Origin of the sequence: Pedobacter miscanthi, from assembly GCF_003315595.1 — a bacterium.
Lineage (GTDB): Bacteria > Bacteroidota > Bacteroidia > Sphingobacteriales > Sphingobacteriaceae > Pedobacter > Pedobacter miscanthi.
In genome coordinates this window covers 91,527-111,649 of the sequence record NZ_QNQU01000010.1, presented here as the reverse complement: position 1 = coordinate 111,649, position 20,123 = coordinate 91,527, and the positions used below count along the sequence as shown (strand labels likewise).

17 protein-coding genes and 1 pseudogene are annotated in these 20,123 nt (G+C 41.5%); 12 read left to right on the top strand and 6 right to left on the bottom strand.

All coding sequences use genetic code 11. From position 1 onward, the window contains the following. Positions 1-402 precede the first annotated feature (402 nt). The gene (locus DRW42_RS13165) at positions 403-1,335 is read left to right on the top strand and encodes an MBL fold metallo-hydrolase (RefSeq protein WP_113949289.1); all 933 of its coding nucleotides are present in this window, start codon (positions 403-405) and stop codon (positions 1,333-1,335) included. A 193-nt stretch (positions 1,336-1,528) separates the two neighbouring features. Here DRW42_RS13165 and DRW42_RS13160 read toward each other — a convergent pair whose 3' ends face one another. Next, a complete protein-coding gene (locus DRW42_RS13160; protein ID WP_113949288.1) occupies positions 1,529-3,805 on the bottom strand; it encodes a glycoside hydrolase family 3 N-terminal domain-containing protein in 2,277 nt (758 codons plus the stop codon). Between the two features lie 827 nt (positions 3,806-4,632). Here DRW42_RS13160 and DRW42_RS13155 point away from each other — a divergent pair. Beyond that, the gene (locus DRW42_RS13155) at positions 4,633-5,052 is read left to right on the top strand and encodes a hypothetical protein (protein WP_113949287.1); all 420 of its coding nucleotides are present in this window, start codon (positions 4,633-4,635) and stop codon (positions 5,050-5,052) included. Positions 5,053-5,142: 90 nt separating this feature from the next. Here DRW42_RS13155 and DRW42_RS13150 read toward each other — a convergent pair whose 3' ends face one another. Together DRW42_RS13150 and DRW42_RS13145 are read right to left on the bottom strand one after the other, a co-directional pair. Next, positions 5,143-5,634 (bottom strand): DUF6985 domain-containing protein, encoded by a 492-nt coding sequence (locus DRW42_RS13150; protein WP_113949286.1) that lies wholly within the window; start codon positions 5,632-5,634, stop codon positions 5,143-5,145. Between the two features lie 375 nt (positions 5,635-6,009). Further along, on the bottom strand, positions 6,010-6,492 hold the full coding sequence (locus tag DRW42_RS13145) for a protease (protein ID WP_113949400.1): 483 nt from the start codon (positions 6,490-6,492) through the stop codon (positions 6,010-6,012). A 623-nt stretch (positions 6,493-7,115) separates the two neighbouring features. On the opposite strand from DRW42_RS13145, the gene DRW42_RS13140 reads away from it, so the two are divergent. The 5 genes from DRW42_RS13140 to DRW42_RS13120 all read left to right on the top strand — a co-directional run bounded on the left by DRW42_RS13140 (position 7,116) and on the right by DRW42_RS13120 (position 13,758). Continuing rightward, positions 7,116-7,943, top strand: coding sequence for a hypothetical protein (locus DRW42_RS13140; protein ID WP_113949285.1), 828 nt, complete (start codon positions 7,116-7,118; stop codon positions 7,941-7,943). A 141-nt stretch (positions 7,944-8,084) separates the two neighbouring features. After that, positions 8,085-8,753 carry a hypothetical protein gene (locus DRW42_RS13135; protein WP_113949284.1) on the top strand — a complete coding sequence of 223 codons (669 nt, stop codon included), beginning with the start codon at positions 8,085-8,087 and terminating at the stop codon, positions 8,751-8,753. 34 nt (positions 8,754-8,787) lie between these two features. After that, positions 8,788-8,916: a hypothetical protein gene (locus DRW42_RS29385; protein ID WP_279634135.1), complete on the top strand. Its 129-nt coding sequence runs from the start codon at positions 8,788-8,790 to the stop codon at positions 8,914-8,916. 11 nt (positions 8,917-8,927) lie between these two features. Continuing rightward, positions 8,928-9,239, top strand: a complete 312-nt coding sequence (locus tag DRW42_RS13125) for a helix-turn-helix domain-containing protein (RefSeq protein WP_113949282.1) — start codon at positions 8,928-8,930, stop codon at positions 9,237-9,239. Positions 9,240-9,528: 289 nt separating this feature from the next. Beyond that, complete coding sequence (locus DRW42_RS13120; protein ID WP_113949281.1) at positions 9,529-13,758, top strand: hypothetical protein; 4,230 nt, start codon at positions 9,529-9,531, stop codon at positions 13,756-13,758. A gap of 88 nt (positions 13,759-13,846) precedes the next feature. On the opposite strand, the gene DRW42_RS13115 is transcribed toward DRW42_RS13120, so the two are convergent. From DRW42_RS13115 to DRW42_RS13105, 3 genes are all read right to left on the bottom strand, one after another. Next, on the bottom strand, positions 13,847-14,677 hold the full coding sequence (locus DRW42_RS13115; protein WP_113949280.1) for an HNH endonuclease family protein: 831 nt from the start codon (positions 14,675-14,677) through the stop codon (positions 13,847-13,849). Further along, entirely contained in the window at positions 14,674-16,803 is a 2,130-nt protein-coding gene (locus DRW42_RS13110) for an AAA family ATPase (RefSeq protein WP_113949279.1), read from the bottom strand. The genes DRW42_RS13115 and DRW42_RS13110 overlap by 4 nt, the downstream gene beginning before the upstream one ends. A gap of 239 nt (positions 16,804-17,042) precedes the next feature. After that, complete coding sequence (locus tag DRW42_RS13105; protein ID WP_113949278.1) at positions 17,043-17,438, bottom strand: hypothetical protein; 396 nt, start codon at positions 17,436-17,438, stop codon at positions 17,043-17,045. 157 nt (positions 17,439-17,595) lie between these two features. On the opposite strand from DRW42_RS13105, the gene DRW42_RS13100 reads away from it, so the two are divergent. The 5 genes and pseudogenes from DRW42_RS13100 (at position 17,596) to DRW42_RS29280 (ending at position 20,089) form a co-directional block, all read left to right on the top strand. Next, entirely contained in the window at positions 17,596-17,847 is a 252-nt protein-coding gene (locus DRW42_RS13100; RefSeq protein ID WP_113949277.1) for a hypothetical protein, read from the top strand. Next, on the top strand, positions 17,844-18,155 hold the full coding sequence (locus tag DRW42_RS13095) for a UPF0758 domain-containing protein (protein ID WP_113949276.1): 312 nt from the start codon (positions 17,844-17,846) through the stop codon (positions 18,153-18,155). Before DRW42_RS13100 ends, DRW42_RS13095 begins: the two co-directional genes overlap by 4 nt. A gap of 381 nt (positions 18,156-18,536) precedes the next feature. After that, on the top strand, positions 18,537-19,250 hold the full coding sequence (locus DRW42_RS13090) for a hypothetical protein (protein WP_147243740.1): 714 nt from the start codon (positions 18,537-18,539) through the stop codon (positions 19,248-19,250). Positions 19,251-19,313: 63 nt separating this feature from the next. Beyond that, positions 19,314-19,633: pseudogene (locus DRW42_RS29285) on the top strand (DUF3560 domain-containing protein); the annotation flags it as partial. A gap of 33 nt (positions 19,634-19,666) precedes the next feature. Then, positions 19,667-20,089: a hypothetical protein gene (locus DRW42_RS29280; protein ID WP_425273475.1), complete on the top strand. Its 423-nt coding sequence runs from the start codon at positions 19,667-19,669 to the stop codon at positions 20,087-20,089. Positions 20,090-20,123: the final 34 nt, after the last annotated feature.

Below are 20,123 nucleotides of genomic sequence, written 5' to 3'. Positions count from 1 at the left end.
AAATAACGTTATGCCGTCATCTCGCCAGATATTGCCGAGATGTAGCGGCTTTGAAAATGATGGAATGCAATATCACACCAAAGACCAATAAAGATTCTTTAAAAAAAAAACTATTTTCAGCGTTATAGCAGTTTCTGGGGATCACCTAGACTAAAAAAAAACTGCGCTTTCCTCAAAATCTTTTTTTTGGTTGATTTTAGCGAGCACTTATCTTTTTGTAAGGTGTTGAAATGTCGGGAGTAAATCGGAAATAGCGATATGTCGCGCGCTCTAGTATTTCGTTATTTTTTTAAGTATTTGATTTATAGTGTTTTATTTGTTTGGTATGGGCATTGGTTATACTGGGTAGAGTGAGTTTAACTATTAACTAACAATTTATATAAATTAAAAAAGGAGAAAACAATGAATTTAAAAAACACTTCTGCTACTAAAATCTTACCTGTAATTACAACAACAGGTGAAGAGCTAGTTCCCTCTCGTTATGCATTGAAGATTGGAGAAATTGAAGTTTTGGTTATCAGTGATGGCGTGCTACCACTTCCAACCCAAATGTTGGCACACAACGCCGCCCCGGAAGATAGGGCAGAATGGCTTGACGACATGTTCCTGCCCTCTGAAGCTTTCGATTGGGCATTAAATGTGGTTGTCGTTCGTAGCGGTGACCAGACTATACTAATAGACGCTGGACTTGGACTAGACCCAGACTTGCACCTACCACGAGCAGGGCAGTTAATTAAACGGCTTGAGGCTGCTGGTATTGAGCTTCCATCTGTAACTGATGTGATTCTTACCCATATGCACATGGACCATGTAGGTGGGCTACTCGTTGATGGGGTGAAAGAACGTTTGAATCCGGATCTGCGGATTCACGTAGCCGCTACAGAAGTAAAATTCTGGGAGTCGCCCGATTTCTCACATGTATTTATGCCGCCAGGGTTTCCAGATGCGCTTCGCGCAACGGCCAAGAAATTCAGTGAGGTGTATCAGAGCCAATTAAGACTCTTCGATGAGGAGTATGAAGTGGCACCGGGCGTAACCGTTTCCCGTACCGGTGGTCATACCCCTGGTCATAGCGTAGTAAATCTTCAATCTGGTGATGACCGGTTGACATTTGCTGGCGACCTTGTGTTCGCGGTTGGTTTCGAACACCCTGATTGGTATAATGGCTTTGAACACGATCCCCAAGAGGCTGTGCGCGTCCGCACCAATCTTTTAAAGGAAGTTGCGGCTACTGGCGGGCTACTTGTGGCGACGCATTTACCATTCCCATCAGTAGGACATGTAGTGGTAGATGGAGAAGCCTTTCGTTGGGTGCCAATGTTCTGGGATTACTAACCGAAATGTTGGTTATGGGGGTGTCCAAAAAGGTAGGACACCCCCTGATTTAAAATTACTTCAAAAAATAAATTCAAATCATTGTTTTTCTAAAAGCAATTTTTAATGACAAGCTATATTAGGACGATACGCTGAGCTGATCCTGATTGATGTGGCAATGTTAATCGTCCTGGTATTTCTAATTCCTTTGTGTTCATTTTACGGTAATTGTTTTTTTGAAGTGGATGTCATCGGCAGCCCCACCAATCTGTAATTCAAATTCGCCAGGTTCCACTACATACTGCATTTTGATATTATACAAACCAAGTTCGCAAACAGGTATTTCAAGGTGCACCGTTTTCTGCTTTCCCTTTTTTATCCATTCCTTTTTAAATGCCTTTAGCTGTTGTACCGGGGTAGCTACCGAACTGACCTTGTCATGGACATAAACCTGTACCACTTCCTGTCCATCTATTTCACTGGTATTCTGGATTTCTATATCAACCTTTATAATGTCTTTTGAGGTAAGTACAGAGTCGGCTAAACTACAATTTATATATTTGAAGCTGGAATAGCTTAGACCGTGTCCGAAGTTCCAAAGCGGGTCTGGCCTGTCAAAAATATAATGGCCTTTGGGATCCTCAGTATTGCCAGGGCTATCAAAAGGTTCGTTGCGATCGGTTACAAAATGATTATAGTAGCTGGGTGAATTTCCTGTACTTCGTGGAAAGGACACGTTCAATTTTCCTGATGGATTAACTGCCCCGGTAATGATATCGGCCAATGATCTGCCCTGCATTTCACCACCGTACCACTGACAGATTACCGCATCTGCATTGTCCTTCACCCATGGCATTGCAAGGGGTTTTCCGGCTATAAAAACAACAATAAAGGGTTTGCCTGCTGCCTTGACCGCTTTCAAAAGCTCTTCCTGTACTCCAGGAAGTTCCAGTGAGCTAAGGTCAAAGCCCTCTCCCGAGGTAGAATATTTTGGGCTCCGGCCTAAAAATGTACTGCGGGTGCCGATAGCCACAATTGTGAGATCACTTGCCTCCACTGCTTTTACGGCCTCATTGATCTTTGTTCTGTCTTTGCTCCACCAGTCACATCCTTGAGCATAATTAAGACGTACTTTATTTCCTATAACATCTTTTAGCCCTTGTAGTAAGGTAACTCCTTCTTTGGTATCCCGTCCCGTCCAGGCATAATCGCCAAATACGGTCTGGTCCGCATTAGGGCCGACTACAGCGATCGTCTTATATTTTGATAGGTTCAACGGCAGGATATTCCCTTCGTTTTTCAGCAACACCGCACTTTCGTCGGCGACTTCCTTCGAAATCGCAACATTTTTGGCGCTGCGGACAACTTTTTGTACTTTTGAAGGATCACCGTAGGGGTTTTCAAAAAGTCCAAGAGTGAATTTTACGTTCAGTATACGCCGTACGGCCTGATCTACATATTTCATCTCCAACTTGCCTTCTGTAACCATTTTCTCCAATGTTTCATAAGCGCCGTCAACGTCAAGGTCAACACCAGCTTCCAATGATCTCACTGCAGCTTCCTCTCTCGAGTTCACTGCATGGTGGAAGGTCTGCAACCGCTCAACAGATCCCCAGTCCGAATATACGTAACCCTTGAAACCCAATTCCCCACGCAATATATCGGTCATATAATAAGAAGATCCGCTCACCGCAACTCCATCATAGCTGCTGTAGCATGACATCAGCGAGAGTGGTGAGGTATTTGCTATTACTTTGGCAAAAGGGTAGAGGTACAGGCTCCGCAATTCACGTTCGCCACCGCTCACATTCGCGCAGTTAAGGCCGCCTGAAGGGCTTCCATGGGCAACAAAATGTTTTGGGGTACAGGTGATGTTGTACTGTTGGTAACCCCTGATAAAAGAAGTGGCCATCTCTGCTATCAAAAACGGGTCCTCACCAAAGGTTTCCTCAACCCTTCCCCAGCGGAGTTCCCTTGCAATATCAAGCACAGGCGAGAGGATCTGATGGATGCCGATAACCTGTGCCTCGCTACCTGCTGCATTTGTCATTTTTTGTATCAGCTGCGGATTGAAAGTACTGCCCTGGGCCAGAGCCTGGGGAAAGATGGTGCAGTTGTTCTGCAGAATCCCCTCAATACCTTCTGCGGCAGTGAGGACAGGGATGCCCAAGCGGGTTTTTTTCTGTATATAGGTCTGTAGCTGCTGGTACATATCTGCACATTTCTGCGCAGTCATATTCATTTCATGGGTACATCCATAACTTTGCCCGTTAAAAATCTGTTCGATATCTTCTATTTTTCCTGATCCGCGGTTTTGTAACTGTAGCATCTTTTCTTTAAGCGTCATGCGCTTCAGTAGATCCTCCACACGTAAGGGTACAGGGGCTTTACTGTTTTTGTAAAGCAATGTATCTGAGCGGGAATTATCAACAGCGTAACTGCTGTATGTGATAAGCAATAGCCCCATTGAAGTGAAAAACATCTTTCTCATTTAGCTGGATTGTTGTTGTTTATAATAAATATTTTTTACTGCCTTGCTACCGTATAGCTTTAAATTCTGATTCCTACCGGAGAGGTCAGTTTTTGACTTTTTTGAAGTTGTGTTTAAGGCGCCGGAGAACACTGTTCAATTGTAAAATCTTTTCCCATAGCGGTGTTCAATATATATCTTGCATCTGACTGTTGAGTAACATCAGTGTTTTTATTGTGAAAATATTTTTTGGTTCTTGGATTGCTATAATCAGTATTTTCTGTGTCACGGATATCGTATTCTTTATTTTTTCAAATTATGCTGGCCTTCATTTCGCCTCAATTGGTTTTCGGCCACCTCATGAGCCGAACACTGATCTTTATACATATAAAAGTCATTAGGTCTGCGAAAGAAACCTAAATTACATTGATCAAATCAGGCTGCAAATAGACACAATCCGCAAAAAGATGGATAATACATTCATCTGAAATGATATTTTTTTTGTGTATCGGAAAAATTTATACCCATCTGGCTGGCCTGATTGCCGAACCGTTTTGAGTGACTATATTTATCGCCTATTATCGGGAAATTTGGAAAGCAATATTTATCGGAACTTACTGTCGGAATCCTGGCTGATATGGAACGGGTAAATAGGTTCTATACATCTTTTTGTTACTGCGCTGGTAGCTAATGTTAGTGTTAGGTATGTTATGGGAGCTATGATTTGAAGAGGGCGAAACCTACTGAATGTAAGTACAGGATAATTCTACGGGTTTCCTTGCTCAGAGCAATAAAATGTTTAAACCTGTGTTGATATTTTGCTAATATTGCACCAATAACTAAATTTTATGATAGACTGTTTTAAAGTACTAATATTTAGTGCAGTGTTGTTTTTATGTTTTCCAGCTGGTTCTTTTGCACAAAAGCAAAAACTTAAGTCTGTAAAAATTGAGTGGGAGGACTTTGGAACGGAAAGCTTTGTTGCGGTTAGTTGCACTCAGTTTAACAGCCAGTTTAAAAACTCAAAACAGACAAGGTTGGTTAAGGCAAAGGCCGAAATGCAAGCGTTTGATAATTCTGCAAAAGAATTTGTGATCAATGAGGGAACAAACAGTATCGATGTCCGTGGACTGGTAACCTTCAATTACAGTAAGGTACGGGTGAAATATTGCTTTGACCAATTCGGGCTTTTTTATGGGAAAGGCAATTATTTCACGGATAAAAAACTGATGGCGCTTATTTTAAAATATGTAGCCCCCAAGGGGTAAATTGTATTTCATCTGTTACCCTTACTAAGGAGTGGTTACCTGCGGGGTTCCTGGTTCATCTCCTGTATTTAATTTTGATGCGGGCATCCATTAGGTTTCTGCAATGCCGCCGATAGCTACAATCTGTCCGCCTGTAAATTTAAACTCAATACCGTGTTCGGTGTCCAGGGCATAGCGTATGGATATTTTAATGGTTTCCTCATCCAGGATTCTGATATATATGATTTCCCTGATGTGGGTATTGTGATGTTCGATATTATTGATATTCAGTGCTGGTTGTTCTGATTGAAGTGGGTTTTCGTAATATTTGGCATACAACTTTTGATAGCGGTCGAATGCGCTTTCCTGAAGGGCGATTAGCCTGTTTTCAATGTTAACTATAAAATCTTTGTATGTATCGGCATAACCGGACAACATTTGGGCTGTTGGTGGTTCTTCTATCTCTTCACCATCTTCGTCAAATTCTTCACCAAGGAAGATTTCTATACCGCTGTTTTTAAAGAATGGATGGAAGAAGGTAATTTCGGCAGAGAATCCTGCCCAGTCCTGTTCGACTTTTCCCCAGAATGGATGTGCTGTCATCTATCTTTTACCTGATAAGTTTTTAAATAATGTTGTTTGTTTAAAGGTATAAAAAATAGGGTAAGTCTTCTGGGAAATAAAGCCACTGGTATTAATCAGTGGCTTTATGTTTGGGATACCATACCGTAATATTCACCACATAGGCCGGGAGACCCGGGCAACTGTATATGTTTTGTTTTATGCGCGGGTGATTTAATTCTGATACTGCCTTTTTATATTGGCTGGGCAACTGCCCGGCCACCGCTCATACACACGCAGGCCCTAAGCACGGGCCGGTATTTACTACTGTTCCCGTTGCGGAATAATGGTTAATCAACAATCTGATAAGTTTATCATTAATCAAATTTATGGTCATCGGTAGTACAGGTTCTAGGCTTATTTAGTATACCTGAAGGTAACTGTGTTGGTAGCTTTCACTCCACTGATACTGCTGGAATTATACGAAACTGTGTATTTTTTTCCTGCTTCCAGTTGATAAGCTTTTAACAGGTCGACTTCTGAAGACAGTATATCTTTTGGTTTAATAATAAGGTAGCTGTCTGCTGGAGGAGGCATGATCCTTTTAGCCATTGGTCCTTTATAGGAAGCCTCGTTTCCATTTTCATCTTTGATGTCAAGGTATTTGCTCATCAGGGGCTCAAAAGGTGTGTGCCATTTGCAAAAGGATCTTTCAGTGGACTGGTCGTTGTGAATGGTAAAGTTTAAGGTTACTTTTTCGCCGGTTTTGATGATGTCCTTTATTTTTAAAACGACATAGAGTGAATCACTTTTGCTCTCTGAAGTGGTATTGTGAACCTTTTGGCTACAGCCTGCGAGTACAATCAATACGGCGGGAATAATTAATTTTAGTTTCAGCATATATTTCATAATTTTTGTTAATGGAAACGGTGAGAACCCAAGATATGCTACAGGTAGTTTTTAACTCAAAGATTTCCAGCCTGATTAAAATAATTCCATGGTAGATTTGTTGTCCGGGCGACTGGTGGGGTATCCGCTCATACGGCTGAAAGCTTTATCCATTGTATAGTATCAGCAGTTATACCTGTAAAAAAAGTCTATGAAAGTAAAATACTTTTTCAGGCTTATAGGTTGCTCACTTCGGAAAATATAAAGTTCATAACTGCTTGCAGTTATAAAAAAGCAGTTTAACTTTTAGCTGGGTTTTGAAGGTAATTCCTATTTTTGAGACGCAAACCTTAAGGTATGCACTTTTTTATCTAAAATGGCGCTATCAGGATTGATGCGCTTTTTTTTAAAAACCCCATTGAGAGAGCATATTAATTAACTTTACCTGGAATGTTTGGTATTCGTTTGATGGAAAGTTATCTAGCTTGATAAACCGCTGGTAGTCGCGGATTGTGAAACAAGTGTGCTATTGGATTTTGTAGTGTTTTTGTAGTTTATAAATGCGAATATTGCGTAGGTTGGTTTTCCTCACTTTAATTGGCCCGCAGTCCTCATTTTTATTATCAAAATACCAGATGAAATTATTTCCAGACACCCCTTATAGTCAATTGATCAGGAACCTAGCTACGGCAGAAGAGGTTTACAAAGCTGCAAATTATGGCGCTTTGCACTTGGAGGCTAGTAATCTGCAGATTTTGGAGAAGATGGGACTTGAGAATATTGATCAGGTTCTGAAAAAATCTAAATATAAAGAAGCCATAATTGCACTTGATGCCATTTCTCAAGGACAAAAGAACGTGTCGTTAACGCTTTCGGAGTCTGACGTAGTATTGCTTAGGAAAGTGATGAAAGGAAAACTCCAAATGGTTAGAAACATACCTGCTCTGGCCAGGGAGCAGTTAGTGATCACGTATTGCATTCTGGTGGAGGGCTTTGTTAATGATACGATTAGGAATTTCTTCGAGAAATTTCCCCAAAGTTTGAAATCAAATAAATCAACGTTGAAAGATTACCAGTTAATAGATGCTATTATAGCAGGCAATACGCTGGAAAAGCTAATAAACCATAGGGTGAGAGAGTTGATGTATGATTCCATTACCGGATGGATTGATTTTATGAATGAAAAAGGGTTTTCGATAAAGCATAATACCGATCTGAAGGAGATGTTTCTAATTAGAAATGTGCTCATCCATAACAATAAGAAGGCTGGTTCAGAACTGATCAAAGAAGTGAATAAGAAAAGGTATATTTTGGACAAAAAGATTAATGTCTCTGATAGCGATACCAAAAGGTTTAAAAAAGCCATAGATGAGGTTTGCAGGGAAATCAATTCCAGTTACCACAAAAAAATCAAGGATAGTTCTTTGGCTAAAAAGTCGGTTGGTGAATCTGATGCAGGTTAATGCTAATTTTTGATTTAGCTGACTAGTTTTATCTGTTTGCGTCTTTTATATTAGCTAATTGGTTTTAATTTTTAGAACTTGAAATAAATTAATTTGTGATTATTAAATACTTTTATTAACTTTGAGTAATAATTAGTTTTTATGAAAGAACGAATTTTTTTATCTGCTGAAAAATCTCAGCTAATTGCGAGAAGAGATGAGATTAAAGAACTTTTGCAGGATGTCGAATCCCTTGCCGTGAAAAGCAATGTTAGCATTGAGCTACCGCAGGTTGGTGTAACTGCGTCCGAGGAAGAGATTGTTTCAAAAGAACCGGTCAGTTTATTGCAAAGACTAAAAAAGATTGCTACGGTTTTGAGGGAAAACCTTGAGGTAAGAATAGAGGAGTTTGGCTTAAAGTTTTCTGTTGGTGAAGCTGAACAATGTGAAATCTATCCATTGGCCGAAAGCTGGGAACCGCATTTACTTTATGAATATCTTGGCGATGATGTCAGGATTTTAGAATTTGTTCAAAAGGCGAAGGGAAACTTTTTGGCTGAAGCTGCGCTGCTGCTGAAGAAAAAACTGGAAAAGCTAGAAAGCCGTATCAGGCATGTAATTCGGGCTTACTATAATCTCATGGTTGATAAACGGGCTTCCTTCCGATCGATTGTCAGGCTGATGTTCAAGGATATGGACGATGAAGATCGTACTGTAAATAACCAAAATCAATTCAATTGTTTAAGTTATTTACATTTCAATATCCTTTATGGAATTAGAACATATCAAAAAACTGCAGGAAGCTTTAACAGGACTGCAATCGCAGGATAATCAGAATTTATCCGAGCATCAAAAGAATTTAATTATGGAAGCACAAGTGGCGCTTAACAGTGCTCAGGAGCATTCCGGTAAAAAAAGACCAGATTGGAACGCAATCATATCCCTGGGTTTGCAAGCTGCAAACTTACTGGTGGAAATGTTTAAATCTGGGTAAGGAGCGCTAAAATGAATATTGGCATAGCAATTAAAAAGTTAAGGAAACAAAAATCCCTAAATCAGTCACAATTGGCTGCTGAGGTCGGTATTACCCAGACTTCGCTTAGTCAGATCGAATCTGGAGCAAAAACGCCCAATAGTGGTACGATGAAAAAGCTTTGCACTTTTTTTGAAGTTCCGGAATTGTTGATTTTTCTATTGGCAACCGACCTGGAAGATATACCTGAGAAAAACCGGGGAACTTTTGAAAAGGTATTTCCGCTTGTTTCTGGGCTATTGCTTGAAATGTTCGATCTGCCCAAAACGCTCAGAGATGCTTAAGATCAGATATTAAAAACGGATACCCAGGTGTCCGTTTTTTTGTAAAATACATTATCGTTTTTACTGAGTGCAATGTTATTTTTTTGATTGAAGCCTTCCAGTGGTATCAGTCACCGTATACGGGCATATTGGTTTGATAGGAATGGGGGATGGCCATCTGATTAATGTTATACGCTGCCCTTAAGTTAAATCTTTTGAGTTCCGTTATCACTTATCTTGATGGGATAGTCCCGATTTGTTAACTTTGAGCTGCGCTGGGATTCCCCGCTTTTGATCTAAATTTATATTAATGTCTTTCATCAAAAAGGGTGGAGCTTTTGAACAGCTGGCCAAAGATTTTCTCGAACGCATTTTAAGCGAACTGGGCTATGAGATTGTGCGGTCCAGAACACAGTATTCAGGAACACAGGACGGCTACGATAATTTACTTGAGGTAGTGGATGGAGATCGCGTCAGCCGTAGGATCTATGTAGAATGCAAGGATTATTCATCCAAATTGATTTTTGCTGATGCAGTAGAAAAAATCCCGCATATCGTTTCCACGCACGATCAAATTGATCTTTTGCTTTTTATTTCGCCTTTTGTTGATTTTGCCAATACCAATGAAGAGACTAAGCTTGAAGGTTTCTTTCAGGCAATAGCTTCAAAATGTCCGGTAGACTTTTTGACGCCCAATGCTTATATAAAAGAATATTTTGCACTGTATCCGGATTTGTATCGGGTTGTGTATAAATCTGATGTACAGGCTGTAGAGGGGGAGGAACGGGCGAAATGGCTCCGAAAATTCGAAAAATTGATCTTTTCGGATAAGAGGCTAAAAAAAGTTGTTATCCGGGAGGGTGATCGCGGTAAGTATATCGGTCAGCTCAAAAAAAATAATTTTCATATTGACCGTACTGTGCGCAGGCAATTTGAACACTCACCTTTTTACTGGGAAGAGATTGAACAGGCAATGCGTATTGAAGCGGCACTGTCTTCGTCAAAATGGGGTGTTGTAATGCTGGGAAATCCAGGATATGGCAAAACAAATGAGCTGGAACAGTTAGCGGTAAGATTGTGGGAAGATGAAGTGGCTCGAGCATGGATGCCGAAGTATGAGCATCTTCGAGATTTTCATTCAGCAACACTGATCGAAGAGCTTTTACCCCCTGATTTTGAACATTTAAATCCTTTGCTTCTAATACTGGATGGGATTGATGAGGTGCATGATATCACTGATTTTACAAATAAACTCCGAAGGTTTTCCTCCACGCATGAAAATTTGCTAGATGCAGGCAGCTTAAAGATCCTGATCAGTTGCAGAACAAATATTTATTTAAGATATATCAAGTCTATTCAGGGGCTGGATACTGTCTTTTTAAATGGCGTCACTGAAGGGGGCGCGATTCGCTTTTTATATCAGAAATATGATATTGACCCGCGTAAAAAGAAAAAATTTGATTATTGGCGGTACCGGGATATTTTGGAGAATCCTTTTTATCTGGAGCTTATCGGGCAAAGTTTTGTCCGGGAAAAAAAGGTTGATCTTTCTAGGGCAAAGTTGATTGAGGACTATCTTGAGCGCAGGCTTAAGGAGGATTTCACTGAAAAGCATAGGAATGACCTTACTTTCAGCAGCGAAGAGCAGCTTGGGATCGCAACCCGGATAGCGGTGGCGATGGAGGCTATGCAACGCTCGGAGTTAAAAGAAAATGAGATCTGGAGTTTATCAAACTCCGGTAATATTTTTTTCAAAAATCCTTTTCTCGAACAGAATCCTTCGGGGACTTGGAGTTTTGAGCATAAAAACATTCAGGAATACTTGACGGCCCGCTTTTTATCGAAGTTGTCCTTTGAGGAAATTATAGCTTTCATTGCTATTGGGGAAAATTTTGAGCAGGTACATCCCAGTTGGCACAATGTGATTTCCTTTTTGCTGAACATCGAATTTGATAAGGAGGTATATGCTGCCTTGGTGCAATGGCTGAGCGAAAATGATGCGGAGTTGTTATTTGAGGCCAAAGCTGCTCTTATTCCTGAGCCGAGCAGAAATATGGCATTCCAGGCTTTTTTTCAGGACAGGGTACTAGAAAACAAACTTTGGATTGATGATCTTACACCGATGGCTGAATTTGGAGATACCAACGCGAATGTGGAATACCTGATAGCGGTATTGAGAGATAGGGAGTTAAACTTAAGGTCAAGAATTTCAGCTTCTTCGCTGCTTAAAGAAATGGCAAAAAGTAAAGCCTATCATTTACAGATCGGTGAGGTTGTTCTCCAGGTTGTGGATGAATTTAAAAGGGATCAGGTATTGGTCAATTTGCTCGAAAATGTGCTTGGTCTGATGCTGGAGTTACCAGAGCCTTTTCTTGCATCTCTGTTTACAACTGTTATTGCTGAGCTTGCCGGCTTTGATCAGCGTGAGGTGGTAAGGCCACTATTAAATGGTATTAATGGAGAAAACCTGCACCTTTATTTGGCCTATGTACTGGAAATACTAAGTAAAGCAATCAAGGAAAAACCATGGAATTATTCTTCTAAGACTGGGACGCTAATATCAACCAAAGAGAAAATTTTTGATATTTTCTGTCTAGTTAAAGATCCGTTATTGCTGCTAAAGGTGTTTAGCTTTTTGATCGAAAGGTTTAATAATTACGAACTTAAAGAAAAGTTGTTTGTCTCGTTTTTGGAGCATGCGGGACCAATCTTTGCCGCTAATGTGGCGCTTATTGGAAATGAACTCGTTGATGTACTGACCCTAGCGGCTGGCCGGGACAGGATCCGCTACATGCAGGAGGGGCCACTGATCGCTATGATCAAGGCGTGTAAACTGGAGCTTCAGCTCTATCAACGCATGGTCGCCAGCGCAATTAACTATCCCCCTTTGGCGTATTTTCTGGCAGCAATGCCTCATGCCGAAGGATTTGATTGTATTGTGGATGGGTATAAGCGCGGGTTGTTGAATCAGGAATTCATCAATCGGTATCGGAATCTCATTTCCCATCAGCACGTGGATCTGGCGATCCGATTTGAAAGTCTTATGGAAACGCAAACCAGTCACCGGTTTGAGGATCATATCGATAAGGAGAAAAACCAGGAGCTAAGGTTGTGGCATCAGAATAGGGAACAGCGGGAGCTGGATCTCAGATTTGATCTGCCTGAGCTGCTTTTGCAAATGCAGCGCATTTATGAACTTGCTGGTGTAACCAGGCTTTCGAAGCAACGTATGGAGAAATTTACTGATAGGTATTACCGGGAACATGATCTTGAGCGGGAGATTAATCCCTATTCCAAGCAGCTGCTTAGGGAGCTTATTGCCAATGAATATAAGGGAAGAAAGATGTTAGCGGTAGCTGATCTTAAGCAAGCACTTTTGGCTAATGAGCTGAACAGGATGGAGGATATCAGTCAGGTTTTACCTGCAAAGGAGGGCAGCAGAAAGGTTGCCCGCCCAGAACAAAGGGCAACGGTTTTGGAATGGTGCTTAGCAAACCAAAGCTGCGCTTTTGATTATTATCAGGGGAATTTTGCTGACCATGATGGATCGGCTGCCTTGACAGGTAAACTTATTTTCAAATTTCAACGCTATTTTAAGTTTGTGGAGCTGGATCAAAGACTGCTTCTGGAAATGATCTGGGAGGGGATGGATCATGAAAAGATTAATCTGGACTATATGGAGGGCGTTGTTTCCTCCGAGGAGATACATCAATATTTTCTGGTGCTTCTGGAAGGTCAAACTTTAAATTTGCGGGGCCGTTTTATGCTCTTGCAGTATTTTCGAGAGAATGGATTATCAAGTACTAATTACGAACCGGGTTTAAAAGAAGAGGTTATTACGGCGCTTAATCAGCAAAGTGATTACCTGCCAAAGCAGGTAATCAGGGAATTTTTTGCAGCTGACGAAGAATACTTAAAACGGCTCCTTGAAATTTTTGGTTTTGACACAAGACATCAATATTTTCTTTCTTTTCTTCTTGGGCTGTTAACTGAAACAGCTGGAGAGGAGTACGTGAGCCTCTTCATTTCTGATCATTATGAGCAGTTAGCCAAACTGGGATTAATGAGTGAAAAAGAGATGATTCAAATGTTGATTAAAAACAATAGTCCGCTAGCTTTTAAAAAACTTAGCTTGATGATGCAGCAGCCCTACAATGGAGAAGCCGTGATCAGTGGTTATAATAGTTCGTGGAAAAACTTTAGCAACAAAGATGCCGTTGATGATATTTTAAATATCATTGAAGCCGGTCAACATGGAATGGTTTCTCCGGGGCTGTTTGATCGTAAAACCTCATCTTTTATGCGGATGGCCACAGAAACATTGCTTTCTATCGCTAATGCTCATGATGCTGCGAGCTGCACAGCAATCATGGGCAGCTTTACGGCCCGGAATTTTAGCATGGATTTAGATGACGATGTTTTTTATCTGAACAATTTTAAAAAGGATATGCAGGAATGTTTTTGCAAACATATTTCAAGGCCATTTTCTTTGGCGCAGGCTGCCTTGATGCTCGATAAATACCGTTTTGATCTGATCTGATTATGATGTGGGTGACGCTGATTTTTGCCCGCTGGTTTTGTTTTTATTGATTAGGTGGTCGTTTTAGTATTATAGCTATCTGCTTTTTCTATTTTAGCCCAGATTCGGTTAAAAATTTGTTAACGAAAAACCTGCACATTCCGGCATAGGGCTGCACTGGACTGGTGTAAAATAATAGATTGTCCAATTCTTGATCTAGAATTGCCTTTTGCTCCTCGTCCGGACTGCGGTTGTAGCGGCTGAGTTCCCGCCGGACTACATCGATCTGCTTAAAAAGGAATTGTTGTTTTTCATTCCTCGCCCGCACCAGTTTTGGTCTTCGCAGCGCGTAAACGGCAAGGGATATCTTTGCCCGGTCGCTCAGCGGGATCATCGCTGTTTTGGTGTCTTCATATTCAAAGTGGTCTTCTGGATTTTCAGTTAGATCGCAGGGGTTGATTAATAGCCTGACCTGCTCTTCATCCTGCAGGGATTCTCCATGCCGGTGTACGCGTTTGGTATCATCTGATAATGGAAACTGATCCATCTTTCCAGCGGGAGAGATTAGATCATCGCCATCGAGTAGGTGCAATCGCCGCTGGTTACAATGCTGGCAAGAAAGCAGCAAATTATCCCAATCGTTGGCGAGCCAATAATAGCCTGGGCTCTGCGGATTTTTTTCGTTTACACGGCCTTTTGGGCGAAAATGCTCTATATCGCCATCTGCGCTTTGATCGTATATGCTCTCGCAATAGGCGCATTTGACAAAAACTTTTTTCAACTCTTCTTTCAGTTCAGGGTCACGGTAAGCATTGAACTCAAAATCCCCTATAATGGGTTGGTTAGAGAAATGGTCAATGGCTTGCTGGGTTTCCCTGTCCCATTTATTATCTGCCTGACTCATAAAATCAGGTTTTGCCGGCCGGGTTATTTTGATCATATCCAGTCCAGTCTTTTAGCGGTTAAAAGTTCTTTTACTTCGGCAACGGTCTGCTCTTTTAAGGCCTCTTTTGGTGCAAATCCGTTTTTGATCAGATTTTTGGCATAGACCTCATGCACCACTTCGTAAATCACCTGCTCTTGCGGGGTGTTGCCCAGAAGTTCTTTGCCTGCCAAAAGCTGGATATATTCGCGGAGTTTTTGCTCTTGCTCAGGACTCCGGTCTTCTTTTTTGACACTCAAAAGCTCGTAATACTGTTCAAACTGTTTTTCGGTTTCAATATCCTGGGTATCCAGCAAGCCAAAAAGGTCTGAAGTGAGTAGCTGGTCTATTCTCATCGCATTATGGTCAGGCAATAGGTATTTATCGATAAGGCGTACTTTTTGTCTGCTGTCTGCCATCAGAACCGATACTTCGCCATGAGCCAATCCCCTCAGACATAGTGGTTCGTGTGAGCTAACAATAAATTGTAATTGTGGGAATGCTTCCCGAAGCGCATTGACGATTCTTATTTTCCAGCGGGGATGAAGGTGGTTTCCCAGTTCATCGATTAGCACGATACCTTTTGTGGAGTGATAATTGGCATTATCAGCAGAAAGGGATTTCATGATGTCGCAGGCAAGGGCGATGATGCTTTTGTATCCATCGCTGATGTAGGATAGCGGAAGCTTCGTTTTGCCTTCGTGTATGCTGAGTTCATTGTCATTGAATTCGAGTTTCTGATGCTTTTTAAGATCAAGTAGGTCTGAGAGTGCGGGCAGCACACGCTTTTCTAACATTTTTTTGCCAATTGTATCGAGCCATTCATTTACATTAGAAAGGGGTTTTGTATAATCAAACAGGTTGCGGATGTTTACCAGTCTGTTGCTTTTGGTATTGTCCGTGAGATTGCCTTTTGGCAGTAGTCTGGTGGCACCATAGGCCAGCAAAAATGTTGGGGTCCGCGGTATTGCTTTAACAAAGCCATCAGCAGTAAAAGTAAGTTCAATTTCCTTGTCGCTTTCATAGCTGTTTATTTTAACATATCCAGAGGAGGTTCCCATTTTGAGTACGTCGCTAGCGGTGATGCCTAATTTTGAAATCTGATTTTTTCCGCAAAGTGCCAGAACTATCGCTTGAAGGATTGAGGTTTTTCCGATCCCATTATCTCCCAGTAGTAGCATCCAGGGTTCTTTTCCGCCGTTCTCTATGGAGGGAAGAATTTCCAGTTTGACATGTTCAATATTTTTGAAGTTGCTAATTTCTACGGACTTGATGGAAAACACATTCAGTTTAGAGATGATTTTTTTGATTTTCGGGGATTCCTTATCGATTGATTTAATGGCGTTGTCAAAAATATTGGTCATGGTTGAGAGGACCTCCCGGGCGTCACTTGCCGGGCTTAAATCATTTTCGCCGTTTTTCCATCTTTTATATGCTGAGCGCAGGGGGGCTGCGTGCCCTTGGCGGGTGCTAGAACGGAACAAATCTTCAACAAAGCTTTTACCTTCTTCATCGAGTTGTCTTTTTGGAAGCTCGTGGTCTTTAAGATATGATAGAAACGACTGGACAGCATATTTTCTCGAGTTGAGCAAATCTGATCGGTTTAGCTTTAACAGATCGACAGTTGCCCAGCCTTTGGCTGTTATTGCGGTAACAAATCCATTGATTTCAAATTGCAGGTGAAGCTCCGGGTCATCATAGCAAGGATCAAGCAGCAGCGTGTCTTCTTTCATTACTTCACTCCAATCTGCGCCTACTTTTGCCCGGGTTGATTCATCCAGGATTGGGAAGAAATCCCTTTTGTGTTTGGTGCAAATATTACAGACTTGATAGAGATTTTCCCACTGGTATGCCAGCCAGTAGTAATGGTCCTGGAAAAATGATTGGTCTGTTCTGGATCCTGATCGCGGCCGAAAGTTTTCGATACTGCCATAAGCTGGCGAATGTGCTGAAGATTCGCAGAATGCACATTTGTTGTGAAATAATTTGACCAGATCTGCTCTTAAGGATGAAAAAATGCTGGTATCAAAAAACGCTCTTTTCTGATTATTTTCTTGATGGCTAATTTCTAGCAGCTCGCTGGCTTTTTTATATTCATCCGATCGATAATAGTTTGGAAGTTCGCTTCTTTCGATTTTTATCATTATGGGTAGATTAAGTGTTCTGTCCCGTTTTCAGTTTGTATAGTATATTGCTTAACTAAATAAGGAACTGACCGTTTTTTATAGCTTTTGCAAAGTTGATCCGTGACTTCAGCTTTGGTTTCGTGCAAGTATAAGCTGACTTGTTGGAATTTCTAGTACTAAAAACTAAGTAATTTAAGACTTAATTAGAGGAAGCAAAAGATGGCACTTAGGCATGTATCGCGTAGATTCCTAGTATTTTATTCAAGAACATACCTTAGGCCAAAATATTCTTCATAATCTGCCCAGCACTGGTGAAAGCAGCTTTTCCAGAGCGTCTCATTGCTATCCAGGGCTGCTGCGGTAAAATATTGGGGATTAAATCCAAGGTTTTCAAGATCGGTTTTTTTGACCATTAAGATCCCGTCTTTTTCATCCTGAAGGTGGAATTCTATAAGTATCCGGTAATTTTTTTTGATGGCATTAATCACCTTAGGGAAGAGCTCGTTTTCTGTGGCGCGTTTAAATGAACGAATTCGGCTGTTGTAGTTGTTTTTACAATCTACGTTGCAGAATATTTTTCCTGCCCTGCCATGCAATTCTTTTTCACAATAGCGGCAGCGCGTTTTTTCTTGGGGTGTTGCTTGCTGGCTCATGAGCTATCTATTTGATTTGTATAGGTTACTAATATCTAATATCGGATAATTTTATCTGAAAACCATATTCATTTTTGGTCATCAGATAAGATGATTTTTTATGCTATAAAAATTTGAGGCCGGGTAGAACTTTGTTCCGGAATTAAATTTTATCGTTATGAGAAATATTGTTTTGGTATCAGAAAGCTTTTGCCAGGGAAACAGGAGCTACTTTTTGGATTATCGGCTGGCCAGGAATAACAGCAATTACATCTGTTTTACCAGGAGCGATGCCCAGTGGGATGGTACTTACAGTATGGAGCGTTTGCGTGTATTCGAGGAGGATTTTGAGATGCTGATCGGAAGCTTTTCTTCATTGATGCTCACTACGGGAAAGGTTATGAATCCGTTTAGAACATTCGCCTTTTGAATCAGCAGAAACAGGTGAGGAGGATTAAAGCTATGGAAGTGGAGCTGCGGTCAAGGGAAAAAATGCTGGGAAATGGCCTTGCTGCAATGACAGATACGGAACTGCTTGCCATGCTGATCGGTTCGGGCACGCCCAATGAATCGGCAATTGATCTGGCTTACCGGATATTGGGTAGTGTGGAAGGAAACTTGCTGCAACTCTCTCTTTTGGGTTTTCCCGGTCTGTGCCGTTTTGCCGGAATGGGAATCGCCAAATCAAGTTCGGTTATGGCTGCCATGGAACTAGGCAGGCGTTTGGGAAGGTGTTAGATTATTGTTTTCGGATTTTTTTGCCTTCGGCACTCGTCGAAGGCTTTTTTTTATTCTAGTTTTTTTATGCGTTAAAGCTCAGGGTTTTGATGAATGATTCTCCTGAGATGAATGAGGATAGATGTGAGGGGGTAAGGTGTTTTTAATTGCACAAAATTTTGCTTCTACCTTTTTTGAGCACAAATTTCTGAACAATCCATTTTCCGCCAAGACCGGTGCCCTGCGGGTTTGCTGGAAAAAAATCTTCCCTGTTCGCTAGCGCTCACGAGGTTTTTTTTTCCGCAAAGTCTTGTCTTGAAAAATGGATTGTGTTCAGGTGAGGGTGACTATCAAAAAGGCAGGAGGCTCCTGCCGACTGATATTTTTTAAACCCATAATACCATGAATACAATTAAAGGCAGAAGCCCACCACTCAACTCCGATTTTTTAGTCTTGCACGCTGCGCATGCAGGGTTTTGCCGCCCGATTGGGTGGTTGTTCAATTTTTTTCCATTCACATTTAATTTAAAAATTATGAAAACTACAGTAATTAATTCCAGTGCAATTGCAAATAATGGTTCAGTTGATAATAAAGCTAATGGCTTAGCTGGTGGCGCTGCTGCTGCTTCTACTGGCGGCACTGCGATTGTGCCGAACAAGGATTTTGATAAGTCTTCGGGTAACGGTAAAACAGAGGTAAAAGCTGGCGAGGGGGCAAAAGTGGAAACTTTGCAGGCTAAAATGGATTCCGAAAAAGGGAAAACTGGGGCTGGAGAGAAAGAGGGGGCTAAAACGCATGCCGAGGAGCTTAAGCCTGCTAGAAATCTGGATTCTACGATTAAACTGGCTTTGGATCTGACACGCCGCATCAATCAAAGGGGCAAGCTACTCGAGACCATCGGCACCTTAGAGGCTTTCGAGGTGGCGCAGCAGGATGATGCGGAAGAGACAGATGTTAATTTTTATCAGGGCTGTACGCTGACGATTGAAGATGATAACGGCAGGGAATTTTCGACCAAAAACCCTTTTATCATTAAAGCGGTGGCGGCGGATGTTAACCGTCTTTGCGTGGATAAGTTGGCGGAGATTGAAAGCGAGATTTTTATTCCTGCTTAAAATGCTGATTCCCTTTGGCAAAAGACCAAAGGGCATTTATTTTTTGATTTAATTTTTAAAGAGATGAAACACGATTTTAATGAGCGCAGGGAAAACCGCATTAATTATGCGAGGGCGCAGGCTGCTAAAAACGAAAAAGAAGCCGGTCAGCTTTACAGCTCGGCTTCTGATATGGCTTCGGTTATTCCCATGGCGCAACCGATTTTGGTCGGTCATCACAGCGAAAAGCGTGACCGCAGGTACAGGCAGAAAATACATGACAAAATGGGGAGCTCTGTTGAAAAGCAGAAAAAGGCGGCTATTATGCCGAAAAGGCCGAAACGATCGCCTCAAATGATGCGATTTTTTCCGATGATCCCGAGGCCTTAACAAAATTAAAGGATAAACTTTCCAAGCTACAGGCTTTGCAAAGTTTTATGAAAGCAGCAAACAGGTGTTTGCGCAGACAGAATAAAGCAGCTTTTTTATTGTTACCCTCAGCTACGCCTGAAATGTGGGCACAGCTGAATGATACCAGCCGTGGCGGTTATGTTGGCTTCCCTTCCTACAAGCTGACCAATAACAATGCAAAGATTAAAACGGTAGAAAGCCGCATTAAAATGTTGGAAGCAATCGAGGCGAGGGCAGAATTTGATATGCTGATTGGCGGCGTTCGGATTTGGGAGAACAAGGCGGCTGGGCGGCTGCAAATGATTTTTGAGGGTAAGCCGGTGGAAGAAATCCGTAAGGAGTTAAAACGCCACGGTTTCCGTTGGAGCGGCTCGCAAGGCGCTTGGCAACGCAATATTTCAACTAATGCGCTTTACTGGGCAAAGCTGATCGCTGTCAAAGTAAATTAATGTTTGACCAGCTAGGGGCTTGTTGCCCCTAGCT